The organism is Gilliamella sp. Occ3-1 (genome assembly GCF_001690655.1).
GTDB classification, from domain to species: Bacteria; Pseudomonadota; Gammaproteobacteria; order Enterobacterales; family Orbaceae; genus Gilliamella; species Gilliamella apicola_P.
In genome coordinates this window covers 79,027-100,092 of sequence record NZ_LZHQ01000024.1, presented here as the reverse complement: position 1 = coordinate 100,092, position 21,066 = coordinate 79,027, and the positions used below count along the sequence as shown (strand labels likewise).

At 33.1% G+C, this 21,066-nt stretch carries 19 protein-coding genes and 1 pseudogene; 7 read left to right on the top strand and 13 right to left on the bottom strand.

The genetic code is table 11. The features are described 5' to 3' along the window. Positions 1 to 124 precede the first annotated feature (124 nt). Complete coding sequence (gene leuC, locus A9G43_RS07085) at positions 125 to 1,525, top strand: 3-isopropylmalate dehydratase large subunit (protein ID WP_065607802.1); 1,401 nt, start codon at positions 125 to 127, stop codon at positions 1,523 to 1,525. A 13-nt stretch (positions 1,526 to 1,538) separates the two neighbouring features. After that, complete coding sequence (gene leuD / locus A9G43_RS07080) at positions 1,539 to 2,141, top strand: 3-isopropylmalate dehydratase small subunit (protein ID WP_065561211.1); 603 nt, start codon at positions 1,539 to 1,541, stop codon at positions 2,139 to 2,141. A 72-nt stretch (positions 2,142 to 2,213) separates the two neighbouring features. Here leuD and A9G43_RS07075 read toward each other — a convergent pair whose 3' ends face one another. From A9G43_RS07075 to yccX, 5 genes are all read right to left on the bottom strand, one after another. Continuing rightward, complete coding sequence (locus A9G43_RS07075) at positions 2,214 to 3,629, bottom strand: RNA polymerase factor sigma-54 (protein ID WP_065561222.1); 1,416 nt, start codon at positions 3,627 to 3,629, stop codon at positions 2,214 to 2,216. After that, positions 3,629 to 4,354 (bottom strand): LPS export ABC transporter ATP-binding protein, encoded by a 726-nt coding sequence (lptB, locus tag A9G43_RS07070; RefSeq protein ID WP_034913235.1) that lies wholly within the window; start codon positions 4,352 to 4,354, stop codon positions 3,629 to 3,631. Before lptB ends, A9G43_RS07075 begins: the two co-directional genes overlap by 1 nt. Then, positions 4,355 to 4,909 (bottom strand): lipopolysaccharide transport periplasmic protein LptA, encoded by a 555-nt coding sequence (gene lptA, locus A9G43_RS07065; protein WP_081298066.1) that lies wholly within the window; start codon positions 4,907 to 4,909, stop codon positions 4,355 to 4,357. A gap of 3 nt (positions 4,910 to 4,912) precedes the next feature. Next, the gene (gene lptC / locus A9G43_RS07060; protein ID WP_065607799.1) at positions 4,913 to 5,476 is read right to left on the bottom strand and encodes an LPS export ABC transporter periplasmic protein LptC; all 564 of its coding nucleotides are present in this window, start codon (positions 5,474 to 5,476) and stop codon (positions 4,913 to 4,915) included. An 80-nt stretch (positions 5,477 to 5,556) separates the two neighbouring features. Beyond that, complete coding sequence (gene yccX / locus A9G43_RS07055) at positions 5,557 to 5,835, bottom strand: acylphosphatase (protein WP_141674044.1); 279 nt, start codon at positions 5,833 to 5,835, stop codon at positions 5,557 to 5,559. A gap of 492 nt (positions 5,836 to 6,327) precedes the next feature. On the opposite strand from yccX, the pseudogene A9G43_RS11390 reads away from it, so the two are divergent. Then, a pseudogene (locus A9G43_RS11390) lies at positions 6,328 to 6,684 on the top strand (CHAP domain-containing protein); the annotation flags it as partial. Between the two features lie 90 nt (positions 6,685 to 6,774). Here the strand turns inward: A9G43_RS11390 and A9G43_RS07050 are convergent. The 5 genes from A9G43_RS07050 to manD all read right to left on the bottom strand — a co-directional run bounded on the left by A9G43_RS07050 (position 6,775) and on the right by manD (position 12,799). Continuing rightward, positions 6,775 to 7,458: a GntR family transcriptional regulator gene (locus A9G43_RS07050; protein ID WP_065607797.1), complete on the bottom strand. Its 684-nt coding sequence runs from the start codon at positions 7,456 to 7,458 to the stop codon at positions 6,775 to 6,777. Between the two features lie 194 nt (positions 7,459 to 7,652). Next, the gene (locus A9G43_RS07045) at positions 7,653 to 9,134 is read right to left on the bottom strand and encodes a mannitol dehydrogenase family protein (RefSeq protein ID WP_065607795.1); all 1,482 of its coding nucleotides are present in this window, start codon (positions 9,132 to 9,134) and stop codon (positions 7,653 to 7,655) included. Between the two features lie 23 nt (positions 9,135 to 9,157). Continuing rightward, entirely contained in the window at positions 9,158 to 10,489 is a 1,332-nt protein-coding gene (locus A9G43_RS07040) for an MFS transporter (RefSeq protein WP_304363219.1), read from the bottom strand. A gap of 63 nt (positions 10,490 to 10,552) precedes the next feature. Further along, complete coding sequence (locus A9G43_RS07035) at positions 10,553 to 11,569, bottom strand: Zn-dependent oxidoreductase (protein WP_065607793.1); 1,017 nt, start codon at positions 11,567 to 11,569, stop codon at positions 10,553 to 10,555. 15 nt (positions 11,570 to 11,584) lie between these two features. After that, positions 11,585 to 12,799, bottom strand: a complete 1,215-nt coding sequence (gene manD / locus A9G43_RS07030) for a D-mannonate dehydratase ManD (RefSeq protein ID WP_065607791.1) — start codon at positions 12,797 to 12,799, stop codon at positions 11,585 to 11,587. A 294-nt stretch (positions 12,800 to 13,093) separates the two neighbouring features. On the opposite strand from manD, the gene A9G43_RS07025 reads away from it, so the two are divergent. After that, complete coding sequence (locus A9G43_RS07025; protein ID WP_065607840.1) at positions 13,094 to 13,663, top strand: anthranilate synthase component II; 570 nt, start codon at positions 13,094 to 13,096, stop codon at positions 13,661 to 13,663. 7 nt (positions 13,664 to 13,670) lie between these two features. Beyond that, positions 13,671 to 15,428 (top strand): aminodeoxychorismate synthase component I, encoded by a 1,758-nt coding sequence (gene pabB / locus A9G43_RS07020; protein ID WP_065607842.1) that lies wholly within the window; start codon positions 13,671 to 13,673, stop codon positions 15,426 to 15,428. Between the two features lie 44 nt (positions 15,429 to 15,472). Here pabB and A9G43_RS07015 read toward each other — a convergent pair whose 3' ends face one another. Genes A9G43_RS07015 through A9G43_RS07005 form a run of 3 tightly spaced genes read right to left on the bottom strand, consistent with a single transcriptional unit; the run spans position 15,473 to position 18,954 of the window. Then, the gene (locus A9G43_RS07015) at positions 15,473 to 16,060 is read right to left on the bottom strand and encodes a PqiC family protein (RefSeq protein WP_081298064.1); all 588 of its coding nucleotides are present in this window, start codon (positions 16,058 to 16,060) and stop codon (positions 15,473 to 15,475) included. Beyond that, complete coding sequence (gene pqiB / locus A9G43_RS07010; protein ID WP_065607787.1) at positions 16,057 to 17,694, bottom strand: intermembrane transport protein PqiB; 1,638 nt, start codon at positions 17,692 to 17,694, stop codon at positions 16,057 to 16,059. Before pqiB ends, A9G43_RS07015 begins: the two co-directional genes overlap by 4 nt. A gap of 15 nt (positions 17,695 to 17,709) precedes the next feature. Then, entirely contained in the window at positions 17,710 to 18,954 is a 1,245-nt protein-coding gene (locus A9G43_RS07005; RefSeq protein ID WP_065607785.1) for a PqiA/YebS family transporter subunit, read from the bottom strand. Positions 18,955 to 19,467: 513 nt separating this feature from the next. Here A9G43_RS07005 and recA point away from each other — a divergent pair. Both recA and A9G43_RS06995 read left to right on the top strand, forming a co-directional pair. Beyond that, a complete protein-coding gene (recA, locus tag A9G43_RS07000) occupies positions 19,468 to 20,514 on the top strand; it encodes a recombinase RecA (RefSeq protein WP_065607782.1) in 1,047 nt (348 codons plus the stop codon). Beyond that, positions 20,507 to 21,013 carry a regulatory protein RecX gene (locus A9G43_RS06995; protein ID WP_065607781.1) on the top strand — a complete coding sequence of 169 codons (507 nt, stop codon included), beginning with the start codon at positions 20,507 to 20,509 and terminating at the stop codon, positions 21,011 to 21,013. The genes recA and A9G43_RS06995 overlap by 8 nt, the downstream gene beginning before the upstream one ends. The last annotated feature ends 53 nt before the right edge of the window (positions 21,014 to 21,066 follow it).

Below are 21,066 nucleotides of genomic sequence, written 5' to 3'. Positions count from 1 at the left end.
GATACTCAAGTATGCAGAATAAACTGCTACTTGTATCCTTTTTAATTCAATTAATTATAGGATTAGTAAATAATGTCAAAGTTTAAAACTAATACCAGTTGTAAAAAATAATAAGGAATCTGCAATGTCAAAAACACTGTATCAGAAATTATATGATGCGCATGTCGTTTATGAAGCTCCAAATGAAACGCCTATTTTATATATCGATCGTCATTTAGTTCATGAAGTCACCTCTCCACAGGCCTTTGATGGCTTACGTGCAATGAATCGTAAAGTTCGCCAGCCCAATAAGACTTTTGCAACTATGGATCATAACACTTCAACCAAAAGTAATGATTTAAGTGCCTGTAGCGAAATGGCTCGCATTCAGTTAACCGAACTGGCAAAAAATGCCAAAGAGTTTGGTGTTTCGTTATATGATTTACAAAGCCCATTACGTGGTATTGTCCATGTAGTCGGCCCTGAGCAAGGTATGACTTTACCGGGTATGACTATTGTGTGTGGTGATTCGCACACTGCTACACATGGCGCATTTGGTGCATTAGCTTTTGGTATTGGTACTTCCGAAGTTGAGCATGTGTTAGCAACTCAAACCTTAAAACAAGGTCGTGCTAAAACCATGAAAATTGAAGTTAAAGGGCAAGTTGCTGACGGCATTACCGCTAAAGATATTATTTTAGCTATTATTGGTAAAACCACCAGCGCTGGCGGTACTGGGCATGTGGTTGAGTTTTGTGGTGATGCGATTAAATCATTATCCATGGAAGGACGTATGACGTTGTGTAATATGGCAATTGAAATGGGAGCTAAAGCTGGCATAATTGCACCAGATGAAGTGACTTTTGAGTACTTAAAAGGTCGTCAATTTTCACCTAAAGGTGAGGATTTTGATAAAGCTGTTGCCTATTGGAAGACATTAAAAACCGACGAAGGTGCACATTTTGATACAGTTGTGACGTTAGAAGGAAAAGATATCGCACCACAAGTCACTTGGGGAACGAATCCTGGTCAAGTAACTTCAGTTGATGCAACAGTACCGAATCCTAATGATTTTGCTGATCCTATTGAAAAACACTCTGCAGAGCGTGCATTAACTTATATGGGATTAATCGCTGGCACCAAAATGACTGATATTAAGATCAATAAAGTGTTTATTGGTTCTTGTACAAACTCACGTATAGAAGATTTACGAGCTGCTGCGCAAATTGCTAAAGGCCGTAAAGTGGCTGAAGGTGTACAAGCATTAGTTGTACCCGGTTCAGGACCAGTGAAAGAACAAGCTGAAGCCGAAGGATTAGATAAGATTTTTATTGATGCAGGATTTGAATGGCGCTTACCGGGTTGCTCTATGTGTCTTGCAATGAACGATGATAAATTAGCACCGGGAGATCGCTGTGCATCAACTAGCAACCGTAATTTTGAAGGTCGCCAAGGACGTGATGCTAGAACACATTTAGTTAGTCCTGCTATGGCAGCAGCCGCAGCTATTACTGGTCATTTTACAGATATTCGCAAACCATTTTAAGGAGAGACTTGTCATGGCAAAATTTACAAAACATACTGGGCTAGTCGTTCCTTTGGATGCGGCTAATGTTGATACAGATGCAATCATTCCAAAACAGTTTTTACAGAAAGTAACACGCACTGGATTTGGTAAACATGCCTTTCATGAATGGCGCTTTTTAGATGATGCTGGCGAGCAGCCTAACCCTGAATTTGTCTTGAATAAACCCCGCTATAAAGGTGCTAGCATTTTATTAACACGTGAAAATTTTGGTTGCGGTTCTTCTCGTGAACATGCTCCATGGGCACTTGCTGATTATGGATTTAAAACCATTATTGGTTCAAGTTTTGCCGATATTTTTTACAATAACTCATTTAACAATCAATTATTATTGGTTAATTTATCCGAAGAAGATATCGATGAGCTATTTAAAATTGTCGAAGCTAATGAAGGCATTGAATTTACCATCGATTTAGTTAATGAAGTGGTCATTGCCGGCGATAAGCAATATTCATTTAAAATTGATGCTTTTAAACGTCATTGCTTGTTAAATGGGTTAGATAATATTGGCTTAACCCTACAACATGAAGATGCAATTAGCGACTTTGAACATAAAATTCCAAGCTTTTTAGCTTAATTTTATTAAAGGGCGCAAATTGCGCCCATGATTAAAATAAGCGATATATATCCAAAAAATTTGAATTCAAATTTAAAGCTGTTTTCGTTGACTTGATGGTGGAATTGATAAGGCTTCACGGTATTTTGCTACGGTGCGACGTGCAATAATAATGCCTTGTTCTTCAAGCATCGAAACTAATTTACTATCACTTAATGGCTTTTTACTATTTTCTGCCGATATATATTTTTTAATTAATGCTTGGATAGCTGTAGATGAAACCTCACCACCTGAATCATTATTAACATGACTTGAGAAAAAGAATTTAAGTTCATAAATTCCGCTTGGACAATGCAGATATTTTTGAGTTGTTACACGAGAAATGGTCGATTCATGCATATCAATTGCCGTTGCAACATCAGACAAAATCATTGGTTTCATGTATTCAGCACCGTGTTCAAAAAAGGCTTGCTGATGCTCAACAATAAATTGGCTGACTTTTAATAAGGTTTCGTTACGGTTTTCGATGCTTTTAATAAACCAATTAGCTTCTTGCAGATGAGATCTAATATATTGCCCATCACTTTCATTAGCTAATTTTACCATATCGGCGTATTGCTGGTTAATACGTAAAGATGGAACTGTATCGCTATTTAAATACACAACCCATTTTCCTTGTACCTTTTTTACCATGACATCAGGGATGACATAGTCTGGAGAAGCAGTATTAACCAAATCGCCGGGATAAGGTTGTAAACGTTGTATAAAATCAACAGCCTCTTTTAATTGTTCATCTGTTGTATTTAACACTTTTTTTAAGTTTCTATAATCACGTATGGCTAATAAGTCTAAATAATTATCAATAATTTGTTTAACTAATGGTGGAGTGTCTAAATGTTGAATTTGAATAGACAAGCACTCTTGCAACGATCTGGCACCGACACCGATAGGATCAAAATTCCATATTCGTTTCAATACTGCTTCAACTTCGGCAATTTCAATTTCATCATTACCTTGTTCTTCAAGTATTTCTTCTGTTGAAACTGTTAAATAGCCTCTCTCATCTATAGCTTCAATAATAGATACCGCTATCGCCCTATCTGTATCGCTAAAGGGTGTTAGTTCAAGTTGCCATTCCAGATAAGCATGTAATGTTTCGTGAGTTTCACCTTGATAGATAGGCAATTCATCATTACGATAATCTGAGTTAGTTCCAGATGGAGTTCCTGCACTATAAATATCATCTAAAGATGCATCCAATGGAATATCATCGGGAATCTCTTTGCTATCTAAAGCCTCACGCGTATCAATATTTTCTGTTTCATCGTTTTGTTTAACGTTCACTTCGTCATATTGATCATCAACTTCAAGTAATGGATTGTTTTCAAGCGCAGTTTGTATTTCTTGTTGGAGTTCTAAAGTTGACAACTGTAGTAATTTAATCGCCAATTGTAATTGTGGCGTCATGGATAATTGTTGAGAGACTTTCAGTTGTAAACTGGTTTTCATCATAATCTGAACTCGTTTCCTAAGTAAACGCGTTTTACATATTCGTTACTTAAGATGTCATTTGGTGAACCTTCAGCAATTAAATGTCCTTTATTAACAATATAAGCACGTTCGCAAACATCTAAAGTTTCACGTACATTGTGATCGGTTATTAATACTCCCAACCCTCGATCGCGTAGATGCTTAATAATATTTTTGATATCTATCACCGAAATTGGATCAACCCCAGCAAAGGGTTCATCAAGTAAAATAAATTTAGGATTAGCAGCTAACGCTCTTGCTATTTCTACTCGACGTCTTTCTCCACCTGATAGAGATTGTCCTATGCTGTCACGAATATGAGAAATATGGAACTCTTCAAGTAATTCTTCGGCACGATCGATTTTCTCATTTTTATCAATATCTTTGCGCGTTTCTAAAATTGCCATAATGTTATCTATAACAGACAATTTTCTAAAAATAGACGCTTCTTGTGGTAAATAGCCAATACCTTTTTGAGCTCGCTCATGTAAAGGTAAGATACTGATATCATGATCATCAAGGTAAATTTTACCTGCATTTAATGTCACTATACCAACAACCATATAAAAAGTAGTGGTTTTACCCGCACCATTAGGGCCCAATAATCCAACAATTTCGCCAGAGTTGACGGTTAAACTCACATCTTCAACAACTCGTCTTTTTTTGTATACTTTGGCCAGATTTTCCGCTTTTAAAATTGACATTTATTTATTCATCCCTTTAACTTGGTTTGGGATAATAGTGCTTTTTACTCGCATATTCTTGCCAGGATTGGCTAAAATTTGCTGTTTTTTAACATCGTATGTAATCAGATCACTAACAATATGATTGTCTTGTTGAAATAATTCAGCATAACCTCGTAAAATAACATTATTTTGTTTTACATTGTAAATAACTTGTGAAGAATGACCCGTCACAACTTTATTGTTTTCTGGTAAAATTTGCTTATAATTCACAGGATTACCATAGGCTGTAATTTTTTGCTTATTTGTGTCTTGTGTGTCGGTGATAACCACTTTATCAGCTTTTATTGTTAATCCTTCTTGGATAATAACAACATTGCCAATAAATGTAATTGTGTTATTTTCAATATCAATTTTTTGATTATCTGCATCTATCCTAATGGGTTTATTATTAGCAAACATTCTATGTTCTTCTTTAGAGTCTTTAGATTGCAAAGTAGGTTCATTAGCGAAACTACTTAAAGAGATTGGTAGCAATAAAATTAATGAAAAAACAACTTGCTTTAGCGAATTCATGTTTTATTTCACCTCTGTGTTATAATATGTTTTTACATTTTCAAGTATATTAGCCGTTTTGGTGTGTAAATTACCCGCCAAACCAATACCAGTTGAATAAAACCCCACCCCATTAATGATGACAGGATCTTTTGATTTAACTAATTGTGAAGTTAAATCTATCACTGCATTATCAGTTTTTACTTGTTTTAATTGGGTTTCTTGTGTCAAATTATCTAATTGAACATTATCGTAAAGATAAAGAAATTTATCTTTTGTCAACGTCGCTTTCTTTGCTTTAATATGCCATGTAGCTAAATGATTCTGATCATAAAACGTAAAATTGGGCAAATCAAATTCAGTATTATCTGAATCATCAAAATGCCTAACATTACTGGACTCAATTTTATAAATAAGATCCCCAGATAAATCGTAAATATCTGTTAACATTTCATCACTTTGATAAATCGGCTTATCTGATATATTTGGGGTAGATTGTTCTACCGCCTCATCTCCTTTTTGATAATTATAATAAACACCGATAACAACAATGAGAAGTAAAAAACTGATTAGATTTTTTTTATTCATAACTTACGTTTTTCACATTAATTAGAAATTATTATTTCGAATGCCAAAATTTTAATTATTCTACTTTATTTTTCATTAAATTAATATCGAACATTAAAAGAAGTTAAATCGTTTTGTGGCAATAATTCAAAAATATTAACACGTGAAATACGCGACGAAGCAGGACCTCCATTTTCAATCCATTTTATCAATTTTCTTATTTGTAAGCTATCACCTTGAGCAATAATCTCAACACTTCCATTATCTAAATTTCGAACATAACCGACTAAACTCAGTTTTTGTGCTTGCTGATAAGTAAAAAAACGAAATCCTACACCTTGCACACGGCCACCAACATTTATTTTAATTTTTTTAATCATCCTTCAACCTCATTTTATTATTATTTTAAATATATTTTTATCTTAATGATGAAATACTAATTTAGATTATAAATGCGGAATAAAATTTCTTATCATAGTTAAATAATTTATTAAAAAATAAATACTATTTAATGAATAGATACTAAACGTCTAGTTTTATATTAGATTTATTAATAATCTTACTATTATTAAGTTTTTACTTATCGACTAAATTTTATTTTTTAATATATTAAACAATTATAAATAATTAAAACGAAAAAAATAAAAATGTTATTAAAATATAGAAAAAGGCTGTTCTTTATTTGGCTATTGTCAGTATTAAGCTACTATATACTTGATTCATATTCTTTTACCAATATTGAAATTGATACACAAAAAATTAGCAGAGTCACTGATGAATTTAATAGTGTAAATGTCTATTATAATGGTAGCATCTATAATGTATAGTGGAAAAAACATTACTTAAATCAAAAACATTAATGTGTTGAATTTAACAAATGCTCTTATTATCAGCGCTTCAATCATAAAATACTAGATAGTTATGGTCATGCTAAAAATTACTTCGATGAATCAATTCCTGATGGTCAACTTAATCCTAAACGTAATTTATTACAATTTCATAATGGTTCACCAACTAAACCACAAGTTGAAGATGTTATTGTTTTTGGTTGGTCAAGATATGGTCATATTGCCATTATTAGCAAAGTTAGCGATAACAAAATTGAAATTATTCAACAAAATCCTAGTCCCAACAAAAGCAGTCGTGCAACTTATACATTAATTTTTAATAAGAGATTATGGAAAATAGATAGTTTCCGTATTTTAGGTTATTTACGTAAAAATAAATAATTGCCTGCACCAGAGTAAACTACAACAAAAAAACAAATGGCATAATTACAGAAAATATTCAAAATAATAATTCAGATCTTTAATCAAAGATTAATCAACAAACCATTCATTCTTCTGTTTTGATACTATTTTTATAGTCTCCAAAATAGCCGATAAATGTTCATGTTGAGCTATTGCTGCAAGATCTGGATCATGATTTTTTAAAGCTATCAGAATTTTTTCATGCTGTTTAACAAGATCTTCGGGAGGCGAAATTTCTTCTAATGAAAGAAATCTTACGCGATCCATCATAGCTTTAATATTTTCAACCGTTTCCCATGCCATTTGGCAGTCTATTACGTTCATTAAAATTTGGTGGAATTCATCATCTTTTTCTAGAAAATATTGAATATTTTTATGTTTATTGGCCTCTTTTTGTTCATCAATATTTTTTTGCAGTAATAAAATATCTGAATTATTAATTTTTAATGCGGTTTGTCTAATAATTGCACATTCAACTGCATCTCGAATAAATTGCCCATCAATAACTTTTTTAATCGATATTTTTGTGACAAATGTTCCTCTTTGCGGCAAAATTTGGACAAGCCCCGCTTCGGCTAACTTAATAAAAGCTTCTCTGACTGGTTGCCTTGAGACATTAAATTGGCTAGAAATCTCTTTTTCTGAAAGTAAAACACCAGGCAATACTTGACAAGTAATAATCGCTTTTCTTAATTTACGGTAAATTTGTTGATTAACGGGTTCTGAAATATTTAAGTCGGCAGATTTAAACATATATCATCTTAGATAAAAATTAAATTATGAAGAATAGTAGGGGATTTTTAAATATAAGAAAAGTTTTTTTGATAAATGACTATCAATATAAAAAGCTTATTTGAGCTAAATAGAAGTAAAGGTGAAAAGTGTAACGCCCTTGTGGATAATTACACTTTGCTTTTATTAATTATGTTAGTTTTGTTAATAATGCTTTAAGAAATTTTTTCTAACTGTTTTACTGACTGTTTAGCACCAATATCCCGCAAAGACAAATAAGCTTTAGTCACCTGCTCAACAAAATATTGATTGTTAGGTAGATCATCACCAAATACATGTGATAATAACAATAACGATTTTACTCGTTCTTGATTATCTTGACTATTTGCTACTAGTTCTTTCAGCTTATCGGCAATTGGGTCACTTACCTCAATCTTCCTACCCGCATCATCAGTCCCACTTACATACCGCATCCAAGCTGCAATACCTAAAGCTAAACAATCAAATGGTGTGTTATTTGCTAAATGAAAACGGACTGAATCAAGCATACGTTGAGATAATTTTAAGGTGCCATCCATGGCTATTTGCCAAGTACGATGTTTTAAACCTGTATTACGATAACGATCAAACAACGAATCAGCATAAGCCTGTAAATCAACGCCTTTCACTCGTAGTGTACTTGCTTGTTCATTTATCATCAAATACCTTGCAGCTTTAACATAAAAAGGATCTTGCATACATTCATCTATATGTAAATATCCAGCTAAATAGCCTAAATAAGCTAAAAATGAGTGACTACCATTTAACATACGTAGCTTCATCTCTTCATAAGGCAAGACATCACTAACAAGTTCAGCGCCAGCTTTTTGCCAATCAGGCCGGCCAGCAACAAAGTTATCTTCAATAACCCATTGCTTAAAGGGTTCGCCAGCAATACCTGCAGGATCTTCGATTCCTCCCAGTTGTTTTTGAATTTTTTCCATCGTTTCTGGTGTCACTGCTGGTACTATTCGATCAACCATTGTTGAAGGAAATGTTACATTTTGTTCTATCCAATTAGCCAAATTTGGATCGCGCAGTTTCGCTAACGCCAAAACGACATTCCGCGTTACATGACCATTTTCTGGCATATTATCACAAGACATAACTGTAAACGGTTTTAAACCTTTTTCTTTACGTAAATATAATGCTTCAACAATCACACCAGGGACAGTTTTTGGCTTAGTTGGATTTTCAATATCGTGTTTAATTAGTGTATTATTGGTATCAATTGATGCCGTTGCAGGTAAATAGCAATAACCTTTTTCGGTAACAGTGATTGACACAATAGCAATTTCAGGGCGTGTCATAACTTCTAGTATTTTGACAATACCATCTATATCGGCATGTAATGCTTCTTTAGCAACACCAACAACTTGAGTTGACCAATTGTCATAAGCCATTTCACAAACACTAAATAAGCAATCTTGCTGTTTTAAATCCTCAATTTGCTTTTCACCGCCGATTAAATTGACTTCACAATATCCCCAATCACTACCATATTTAGCCGCTAAGATATCAGTAAAAACTGCCTGATGAGCACGATGAAAGGCACCAAGACCAAGATGGACAATTTTAGTTTTAAGCTTATTTCTATCATAGTTTGGTACAACTACCTCTTTAGGTAGTTGTGATAAAGTTTTAGTTGATAGTTTCATTATTTTTCCTTCAAAATTTTAAATTATAATGCGGCATCATTTAAATCAGATAAATCACGGTCTTTAACTTCCGGCATAAAAATCGCTGATATCAAACCAATACAAGAATAAACAATGATCATAACAACAATTGGCCACCAATCGTTGACAATATTACAGAAAATTCCGGCTAATAAAGGACCAAACCCGACTGCAATAAGACCTCCAGCTTCTTTAGATATTGCCATTTGAGTAAAGCGATTACGAGCACCAAACATTTCAGCCATTGTAATATTTTCTAGTGCAAATAGCCCTAGTACGGCAATATTATGAATAATAATCAAACATAACATTATAGTGCTAACGGAATGACTTTTATCAACAACAATAGATAGCATTGGATAAGCAAGAATAATTGAAGAAACAGTCAAAATAATATATGGAATTCGTCGCCCAATTTTATCCGATAACCATCCTAAAAAAGGAATAGTGATAAATCCTACAATAGAACTAATCATTAAAGCATCTGTGGGTGTACCTTTTTCGAATAATAAAGCCTGCACTAAATAACCTGCTAAAAAAGTTTGAATTAATCCTGAATTTCCTGCCTGTCCGAAACGTAAACCAGTTGCTAGCCAAAATGATTTACTTTTTATCATTTCAACTAATGAAATGTGTTTGATTGGTTGGATATTTACATCATTAACACCATCAAATACAGGGCTTTCTTTTAAGTTCATTCTAAGCCATATGGCAAAGATCATAACGATCGCACTTACAAGAAAAGGTACTCTCCATCCCCATGCAATTAACTGTTGTTTATCTAACAAAAAAAACGTAATTGCCCAAATTGCAGTAGCACTCAATGTACCGCAATTAGTACCCATTGCAACTAATGAAGAAATGGTTCCTCTTTTTCCTATAGGAGCATATTCTGCAAGCATAGTGCCTGCCCCTGAAATTTCAGCACCAGCGCCCAATCCTTGTACTATACGTAAGAGAACCAACATTAAAGGAGCTAAAATACCTACTTGAGCATAAGTTGGTAGTACACCAATTAGTGTTGTACAAATACCCATCATAGTAATTGTAATAAATAATACTTTCTTTCTACCAATTGCATCGCCCATTCGTCCAAAGATAAAAGCACCAACAATTCGGGCAATGTATCCTGCCCCATAGGTTCCCATAGCTAAAATTAATGCCATAATTGCCGATTGTTCAGGAAAAAATATTTCACGAAATACTAGTGCTGCACCTAAAGAATATAACTGAAAATCCATAAATTCTAATGCTGTTCCAAGCCATCCAGAAACAGCGGCTTTAACTAAATCTGAAGCATTTCTTTCACATTTAATCTTTCCTATGTTATTCATATTTTACTCGCCTTATAATTTTATATATAAAAAGATCATCAATAAAAATGTATTTAAAAATTTCTAACTAATAGTGAGTAACACCTTGCAACACAGTTTTTGATCTTTTTCAAAAGTTTCTATCGCTTGAATGACTTGCATATAATCGAATTGATGTGTAATTAACTTTTGTGGGTCAATTAATTTTTTCTTAAGCCAATCAATTACAACTGGAAATTTATTAGCATTTAATCGAGATGAAAAAATAGATAATTCTTTACTTGTAATACATTGCTGAGTTATCTGACAGGCATCACCTGAGAATCCCATAATCAAGATTCTTGCTGCTGGTGATGCAATACTAATTGCTTCTTGCAAAATGGAGGGATGACAGGCTGCATCTATAATAACTGTCGGTTTAATACTAAGCTTATCTAGCTCATCTTTTAAAAATAAAGAAGTGTTGTTTATTACTCTGTCAGCACCACTAATTTTTGCCATATCTAAACGTTCTTCAATTCGATCAACAACAATGACCTCTTTAACGTTATAAACTCCTTTTAACGCTTGTACTGAAGTTTGTCCCATTGGGCCTGCGCCGTAAATTAGTGCAATATCATTTTCAGTTGGTTTTAAATGGCTGGTTGCATTCGCTGCGATAGTAAATGGCTCAATCATCACTGCAAATTTATCACTAATTTCATCTGGGATAACATAAGCATTTTTACTTGGAACTACTGCGTACTGACTAAATCCACCATCTCGATGAACACCTAATACAATTAGAGATGTACAAACATTAGGACGGCCTACTAAACAAGAATAGCACTGCCCACAACTAATAACGGGATCGACGGATACTCTTTCTCCAATTCTAGATCTATCAACCCCTTCACCAACTTCATCAATCACACCAAAAAATTCATGACCAATAACCCTTGGATATTTAACAAATGGGTTATGCCCACGGTATATATGGCTATCTGAACCACAAATACCTGCTAATTTTACTTTTACTCTTACTTCCCCCTTTGCAGGCTGAGGAACTTTTCGTTCCTCAATTACCAATTCATTAGTTTTTTTGATTACAATACTTTTCATATAACCTCCTATAATTTACCAATTCCACAACGTACCATCTTCTAAACGAGCAACAGGTAAATAAGCTGGGTTGTAGGGATATTTTTCAGCAAGTTTTTCGTCAAAATCGATACCTAGTCCTGGTTTGTCACTTGGGTGCATGTAACCATCTGTAAAGGTCCAATTTGGTGAAAAGACTTCTAGCATTTGCTGTGAATACCCCATAAATTCTTGCACACCAAAATTAGGTACCCACATATCGAAATGTAGTGCTGCAGCATGGCAAATTGGAGATAAATCAGATGGTCCGTGAGATCCTGTTCTCACTTGATAAAGAGCAGAAAAATCAGCAATACGGCGCATATGGGTAATACCACCTGCATGAGTAATTGTGGTTCGTATATAATCAATTAATTGCTCTTGAATCAGTTGTTTGCAATCCCAAATGCTATTGAACACTTCACCGACTGCAATTGGTGTGACAGTATGTTGACGAATTAAACGGAAACATTCTTGATTTTCAGCAGGTGTTGGATCTTCCATCCAAAATAGACGATAATCTTCTATGCTTTTCCCAAAACGAGCGGCTTCGATAGGTGTTAGGCGATGATGCATGTCATGCAGTAAATGCTCATTAAAACCAAATTTACTTCGTACTGCATCAAACAATTTAGGCATAAAATCAAGATACTTCTCGGTTGCCCAATATTGTTCTTCAGGATAATTCCCTCTTGTTGCAGGTTCATAAGCAAGGTTTTTCCCTTTACTTTGACCATAGGTTGTCTTCATGCTAGGGATACCACATTGTACGCGAATTGCTTTAAACCCCATTTCCTTATGTTTAGCGTAATCATCTAATGCTTCATCAATACTTGAACCAGTCGTATGACAATACACCATGACCCCTGTTCGTGATGCACCACCTAGTAGCTGGTAAAGTGGCATATTAGCCAATTTTCCTTTGATATCCCAAAGTGCCATATCTATGGACGAAATGGCTGACATGGTAACTGGGCCACGGCGCCAATACGCACCTTTATAGAAATATTGAAAGATATCTTCAATTTGATGAGGATCTCGCCCTATAAGTTGCGGGCAAAGATGATCTTTAAGATAGGATGCTACAGCTAATTCTCGACCATTAAGTGTTGCATCTCCAACACCATAAACACCTTCATCGGTAGTTATTTTTAATGTAACAAAATTCCGCCCCGGACTACATACAAATACTTCTGCTTTTAAAATTTTCATTTAAAACCTCTTTTGTAAATTTAAGCATGATAAAAATAACGACATAAATACTACCATACAAGTAGAGTTGCATGTCTTTGTGAGATTTATCACAGAGAAAGAGAATTTTTGTTAAAAAGTTTCAGGTAATACTATGTTTCAGTATAAAAAAGGAAATAAAAAGATAGCAAACTGGCAATCATATCTGTTTTTAACTGTATTAACGGTATAATGACTCTGGGTATGACTGGAATTTGGCTGTTATAAATGCCAATGGTTTAAAAACAATACGCTATGTAATTAATGGACTCTATTTTGATATTATTAATAGATAATTATGATTCTTTTACTTTCAATATTCACAATTATTTGTGTCAAGTTGGCGCAGAAATTAAAGTGATTAAAAATGACGAAATGACAATTGAACAAATAAAAGAGCTTAGCTTTTCTAAGATTATCATTTCACCTGGTCCGGGATCCCCTACCGATGCTGGAATATCACTTGCAACTATTGCCGAATTTAGTCATATTTGCCCAATATTGGGAGTTTGTTTAGGGCACCAAGCGATTGCTCAATATTATGGTTATAAGATCATCAAAGCACCAACACCTATGCATGGAAAAGTCGATGAAATAACGCACGATGGTCAAGCCGTGTTTAAAGGGATCAAAAACCCACTTTCTGTGGTTCGTTATCATTCATTAATTGCTTGTGATAAGCTTTTACCAAAAGACTCTCAATTAATCGTAACAGCAAGAAACAATCAAGGATTGATTATGGGATTACGTCACAAAAAGTTACCCATCGAGTCAGTCCAATTTCACCCTGAAGCAATTAAAACCGAATTTGGTTTACAAATGATTGATAATTTTGTCCATGAGTAATACTAGAATGAAAATTCATATCGACTTTGAAGATCAACATAAATATTTTTGCAACCCTATCGCCATTTTAAAGTCTGATGATTATTCAACAATCAAACAACAATTTGATTCAATCGAAAAATTCACACAACAAGGCTATTATGCGGTTGGATATCTCGCTTATGAAAGCGCAATGGGGTTCAATAGTGAAAATAAAACAAAACAGAATTATGATTTGCCGCTATTGATATTTGGTATTTTTGATAAATTTTCTATCATTGAGCAAAAACATGTAGAAATAAGTGATTACACTCCACCAACTTTTGATTTGATAAGCGATACATCAATTGAGGAATATAATCAAAAAATTAACTTTATTCGATCTCAAATTGAATCAGGCAATACTTATCAAACCAACTATACAATTCAATTTACTACTTCATTTAATGAAAGTGCTATTAATTATTACCACTTTCTACAAAAGAACAATCAAGCCGATTATTGCGCTTATATTGAGTTTGACGATTATTGTATTTTATCAATTTCGCCAGAATTATTTTTTAAGTTAGAAAATAAAATTATTACAACAAAACCAATGAAAGGAACAACTGCGCGCGGTTTAAATAATCACCAAGATAAACAACAATTAGAATTATTATTCTCTGAAAAAAACCAAGCTGAAAATATGATGATTGTTGATTTATTACGTAATGATTTAAGTCGGGTTGCAAAGGCAGGATCAGTTACAGTTCCTAAATTATTTTCAGCCGAAAAATATCCAACCGTTTGGCAATTGACTTCTATGATTCAAGGTGAATTGAAAGAACATGTTAATTTATATCATATTTTTCAAGCACTATTCCCTTGTGGATCAATAACTGGAGCGCCTAAAACCAGTACAATGCAAATTATTGCAGATATTGAAAACTCACCACGTGGAGTTTACTGCGGGACAATTGGTTATATTGAACCATATATGAACAAAGCTATATTCAATATCCCAATTCGGACTTTAACCATACACAATCAACAAATGCATTATGGTGTTGGCGGAGGGATCACTTGGGATTCAACCTCACAAGAGGAATATAATGAGATTTTAGCTAAAACAGCAATTTTAACTCGCACCACCTCTTCTCCCAAATATGTCATTGAATCATTATTGCTTGAAAAAGGACAATTTTTCTTATTGGAAGAACATTTAAGGAGACTTTCTCAATCAGCTGATTATTTTGATTTTAACTATGATATCAATGCAATTAAGTTGCAACTTATTAAGTTAGCAAATGCAACTAATAAAAATATTGGGAATATCTATAAAGTCAGAATTTTACTGCAAAAAAATGGGCTATATACCATTAGCGAGAATATAATTAACTCGCCAATGGAGATCAATGAAATCGCATTTGCAAAGCAGTGTGTTCATAACCAAAATGTATATTTGTATCATAAAACGTCTAATCGGGAGCATTTTCCTAATTTAATTACAGGAAAGGAATATATTAATTTTAACCAACACAATGAAATAACTGAATTTGTTAACGGTAACCTCGCATTGCTGATTAATGATCAATGGATTACCCCTAAAAAAGAATCGGGGTTACTAGCTGGCACCATGAGGCAATTTTATTTAGATCACAATCAATTGTTAGAAAAAACGATTTTAAAAGATGACCTTTTAAAAGCCGATAAAATCGCATTTATCAATAGTGTTCGTAAATGGGTAGAAATTGATGACAAGGTTTTTAGTCAGTTCAAACGATCATTAAGATCAATTACTGTTTAAATTCAAATATTCCGCCAACATTATGGCGGAATATTATTATGACATTAAAGTTTTATTGAGTTTGCAAAGTCTAGTTCTTCATCCTGCCAACCTTTAGATAGCGCGTTAACTAAAGCATCATATCCATTACTTGCTAAAGGAACATGGCGTTCAAATGGTTTGCTTTCAATATTATTTTTACTATCAGTAACAACCCATCGTCCTTTAATCACCGCATCACCAGTATAGCTTCCATGAAACCCATCAATAAATAACTTAACCGTCAATGTTGGCGTTGTAATTGATCTGCTAGAGACTAAATAATTTGGTAACATGACCGTTAAATCTTGCGTCAATCGTTCTTGCAATTGCTGAGATAGTGTTGAAGCCCATAAATGATGCATTGCTGTTTCATATTTGATATTATCAGTTTGTAATACAATACCTGGTTTATTTAAAAAACTCACCACATCTACCGACTCAATCCAAATAAAATATTTGGTAGTTTTTATTTTTTGCGATACTGGACTCTGTAAATTACTAGTTAGTTGAAAATAGCTTTTACTTGGGTTGTTAGCTGAACAACCGACTAATATAGCAAGTAATGGCATAAATATGACTGTAAGTAGCTTTTTATATATTTTGTTCATCATTTTTTACCTTTTGCTTTAGGCTCTTGATCTTTCTTCGCTGGAGCAGAAAAAATCAGTGCATTGCTCTTATCATTAAGAGTATTAAGTAATGGCGTTAATTCATCCATCATCTGTTGCACTTTTTGTAAACTCTCTTTCATTTGGGTATTGAGTTCAGAACCAGGTTGTAATTCTTTCATTGTTTCATTTAATGATCGTAATGTCTTTTGCAGATCTTTTGGTATATTTTGCATCTCTTTACTTGCCATAATACGATTTAATGATTTCATTAATCCTTCACTCGAAGCTAATGATTGATTAAATTGTGATAGTGTGTTGTTAAGTGGCAAATTATTAAAATTGTCAAGTAACTGCATAATTTTTGCCTGAATTTGTGCAATCCCTGTCGAAGTCGCCTCAATTGTATCGTAACCAAACTGCTTCGCTAGTTGAGGATCATACTTATTTTTTAACTCAGGATAAAAATCAAGATCTATATATAACGCACCAGTGAACATATTTGAAGTTTTTAATGACGCTCTTAACCCATTTTTTTGTTCTTTCATTATCAAAGCGGCAATATCGATTTTCTCATCAACTAATTCAGATAAACGATCAGGCTCTATCCTAATTAATATCGGCACCCTTTTATTTAAAATTGATGATTTTTCTAACATTTCAGCGGTATAAAATGGTACTTTAAATACTGTTCCTAATCTAATACCATGATATTCAACTGGTACTCCCTCTGTTAACCCTGAGATAGAATCTGAAAGCATAATAAGAAATTCTTTATATTCAGTATACTGTGAATCTTGGATAGATTTTTTATCTTCATATAATGTATAAACTGCATTTTGCTCAGCAGGTGCACCTAATTTGGAGCCTTCAGGTAAATCAAAACTAATTCCTCCAGACATTAATACATCCAGAGAAGGAACATCTAGACTTGCCCCTCGAGATGAAAGAGTTAAATTGATACCCCCTTCTTTCCAAAATCGTACGTTTTGTGTTACTAACACATCATAAGGTTTAGTAATAAAAATTTGATATTTCATCTTACGCGATTCAACATCAAATTCCGAAGTCTCCACATTGCCTACGCGATAGCCATGAAACATAATAGCTGCCCCTCGAGGAATTACACCATTTTGCTCACTTTCTAAATTCAGGCGAATTCCTTTGATACTAGGATCGGACAACGGAGGCGTATCAAAAAGCGCAAAAGGCTTGTTTTGAAAACCGTGAGTATCGTTTCCAGCGGCCAATTCTATATAGATACCGGATAAAATAGTACCTAATCCCGTTACTCCATCACGACCAATTTCTGGCTTAACAACCCAAAAAATCGAATCATTTTTCAGTAACGGCTCCATATCATTATAAATACGGCCTTTTATAACCACTTGCTGGTAGTCATCAGATAACGTCACTTCATCGACTATACCAATATCAACACTGCGATTTTTAATTACCGTTTTACCTGCAACAATGCCACTTGCATCTTTTGCTAGTAATGTGAACGAAGTACCTCTATAAGCATAATGAGAGTAGATTATCCAAAGACCAACAATTGCAGTAACAATAGGAATAATCCATATTGCTGAAATAGCTCTAATTTTAATTATTTTTGCCAATTTACTTGATGTAGCCATATTGTTCCCATTAAACTATTTTTTATTTTGCGGACGATCCCAAATTAAACGAGGATCAAATTTTTGTGATGCAATCATTGTGATAATAACGACAGTTGCAAAAAATGTAACACCAATATCTGGATAAACCCCCATCATTTGCTGATTTCTCACTAAAGAACAAATAACAGAAACAACAAATATATCTATCATTGACCATTTACCAATAAACTCAACTGCAGTATATAATTTTTTCATTTTTAAGCAATTATTCTTATTTTTCCGTTTTACTGCTAATGCAAAATAACAAAGCCAACTTAGTGAAATAATTTTTAAAATTGGTATAACGACACTAGCGAGAAAAATAACAAGAGCTACAGGTACATCACCTGCTTGCCACATATAAATAACTCCATCCATGATATTTGAAGTTGATGCCACCCCCAAAACAACAGTTATCATAATTCCAAACAAATTAGCAGGAATGTAAAGAATTAATGAAGTAATTAATAAAGCTATAGTCCATTGTATTTTATCACGATCTCTAATTTTACTTTTTTGTTTACATCTAGGGCATTTTTTATAATTTATGGGTAATATAGCCTGACAACAATTACATAATTTTAGATTTTGGCTAATTCCTGTTTTTCCAACTTTCAATGAATTAACAGCAAAGTTATTACGATGAATTTCGTTCCAAATTACTTCAGGAGAGAAAATAACTAAAGATTTTATATAAAAAAAGACAAATAGACAAAATGCCCAAAACGTACCAGTGACCCCAATACTGCCATAACTCATTAATTTAACAAAACTGACCAAAACACCAGTAAGAAAGATTTCCGGCATACACCAATGTTGAAATTTTTCATAAACAATAAGTAGATCGCGTTTGCGATATTTTGTTAATTGAATTCTGGAGCAAAGCAGGACGGTAATTAACAAATTAAATATAGGAAAAAGCAAAACAAATAAAATAAAAAGCGCTGAAACATAGCTATATTTATCTAAATAAAGGGTTTTAGGAATATCTAATGCACTAACACCAATGTAATTTCCTACAATTCGGATATCAATAAAGACAAAGCCGCAGGCGACAATAATCATAATTAATGAACAAGTAGCATACATAGCAGCTCTAAACTTCATATTGCTACCATTTTTAGCTAATGTAGTATTACAGCGCGGGCAAACAGCTTTATGCCCTACTGTTATATCAGCTAATTCTATGACCAAATCACAGTGTGAGCATAAAACATAATGTTGTTTATCAATGGCCATTATTTTCCTTTATTTCGAAATATTTTTGAATCTGTATAAATATTTTAGATTAGCATTACATTTAAATGTAAAACTAATACATTATTATTAAATAATCTTTTGAAGAACAAATATTTTAATGAATAAAAGTTGGTTGTGTCTGATTCAAAACCAATCATATCAAATGATTTTTTTTTATGAAAGTATTACTAAATTAAATTGGCGAATTTTAATTATTATTAAATATAAAAGAAAACAATCTTTATCAAATACATTATTCTTTCATTATTAGCTTAAATTTGATAAAAATTTATAGTTATAAAATTAACAGAATAAACCAATAAATTTAATCTTGAATATTGATATTTTATCACCATTTGTTAGTTTCAGTTATTACATCAAATAAATTATCCATAAAAATTTGTGAAGTAATTTCCATAATTAACTAAATAATTGTTGTGTATAAAAAAACTTGATACTGTATAACAATACAGTATAATGATTATCAATCTTAACTTCTTGGAATTTTACAATATGAACGAAAATAAACAACGCGCACTTTCCGCTGCATTAAGTCAAATAGAAAAACAATTTGGTAAAGGTTCAATTATGCGTTTAGGAGATACCCAAACGTTAGATGTGGATGCTGTATCTACAGGTTCTTTAGGACTTGATATTGCACTAGGTATCGGCGGTTTACCAATGGGTCGTATTGTTGAAATTTTTGGACCAGAATCATCTGGTAAAACAACACTTACCTTATCTGTCATAGCACAAGCTCAAAAAGAAGGTAAAACTTGTGCATTTATTGACGCTGAACATGCACTTGATCCAATTTATGCTGCTAAACTAGGCGTTCAGGTTGACGACTTATTAGTTTCTCAACCTGATACTGGAGAACAAGCTCTTGAAATTTGTGATGCATTGGTTCGTTCTGGTGCTGTTGATGTTATCATTGTCGACTCAGTAGCTGCATTAACACCAAAAGCTGAAATTGAAGGTGAAATGGGCGATTCTCATATGGGATTACAAGCTCGCTTAATGTCACAAGCCTTACGTAAACTAACTGCGAATATAAAAAATGCAAATTGTTTAGTTGTATTTATTAACCAAATTCGTATGAAAATTGGTGTTATGTTTGGTAGTCCAGAAACAACAACTGGCGGTAATGCACTAAAATTCTATGCTTCTGTTCGCCTTGATATTCGTCGTACAGGATCTGTTAAAGAAGGCGAAGATGTTATTGGTAATGATACTCGAGTTAAAGTAGTTAAAAATAAAGTTGCAGCACCTTTTAGACAAGCAGAATTCCAGATTCTTTATGGTTGTGGTATTTCCAAAGAAGGCGAATTGATTGACTTAGGGGTTAAACATAAATTAGTCGATAAAGCTGGTGCATGGTATAGCTACAATGGCGAAAAAGTTGGGCAAGGTAAAGCTAATTCAATTAAGTTTTTACAAGAACATCCTGAAATCGCAAAAGGACTCGAAACAAAACTACGTGATTTATTACTAAATAGCCCAGCAGATTTTACAGCACCTGAAGACGATATTTCATTAGAGAATGACAGCCTTGAATAATGAAAAAAAACTCAATAAATCAATCTTAAATAAAGCTGTGCAATTACTTGCACAGCGCGATCACTCTTCATATGAACTAAGCAAAAAAATGATATGCTTTTTTGCAAAAAAGCAACAAAGTACAGAAGAAGAATATCATGACCAATTGACTAAACTAAAAACTGAAATACAAGATGTGATTGAATATTGTATTAATCAAAATTGGATAAATGACACCCACTATATTGAAAAATATATTGTTATTCGTGCCAATAAAGGTTACGGAAAATATAAAATTGCAATGGAACTTAAACAACGGGGCTTATCTATTGACTTAAGTCGTCAACTATTGCAAACATCTAATATCAACTGGGAAAACCTTGCATATAAACAATTATTAAAAAAGTCAAAACAAATCAAACCTGAAAATAACAATAAAAAACAAAAAGTTATTCATTTTTTAATTGCTAGAGGTTATACACAAGATGATATTAAAGCTGCTTACGATTTGTTGACTTAAATAATTATAATATCTAGAATACAAAATATATAATTTAAAGCCTATTACAAATA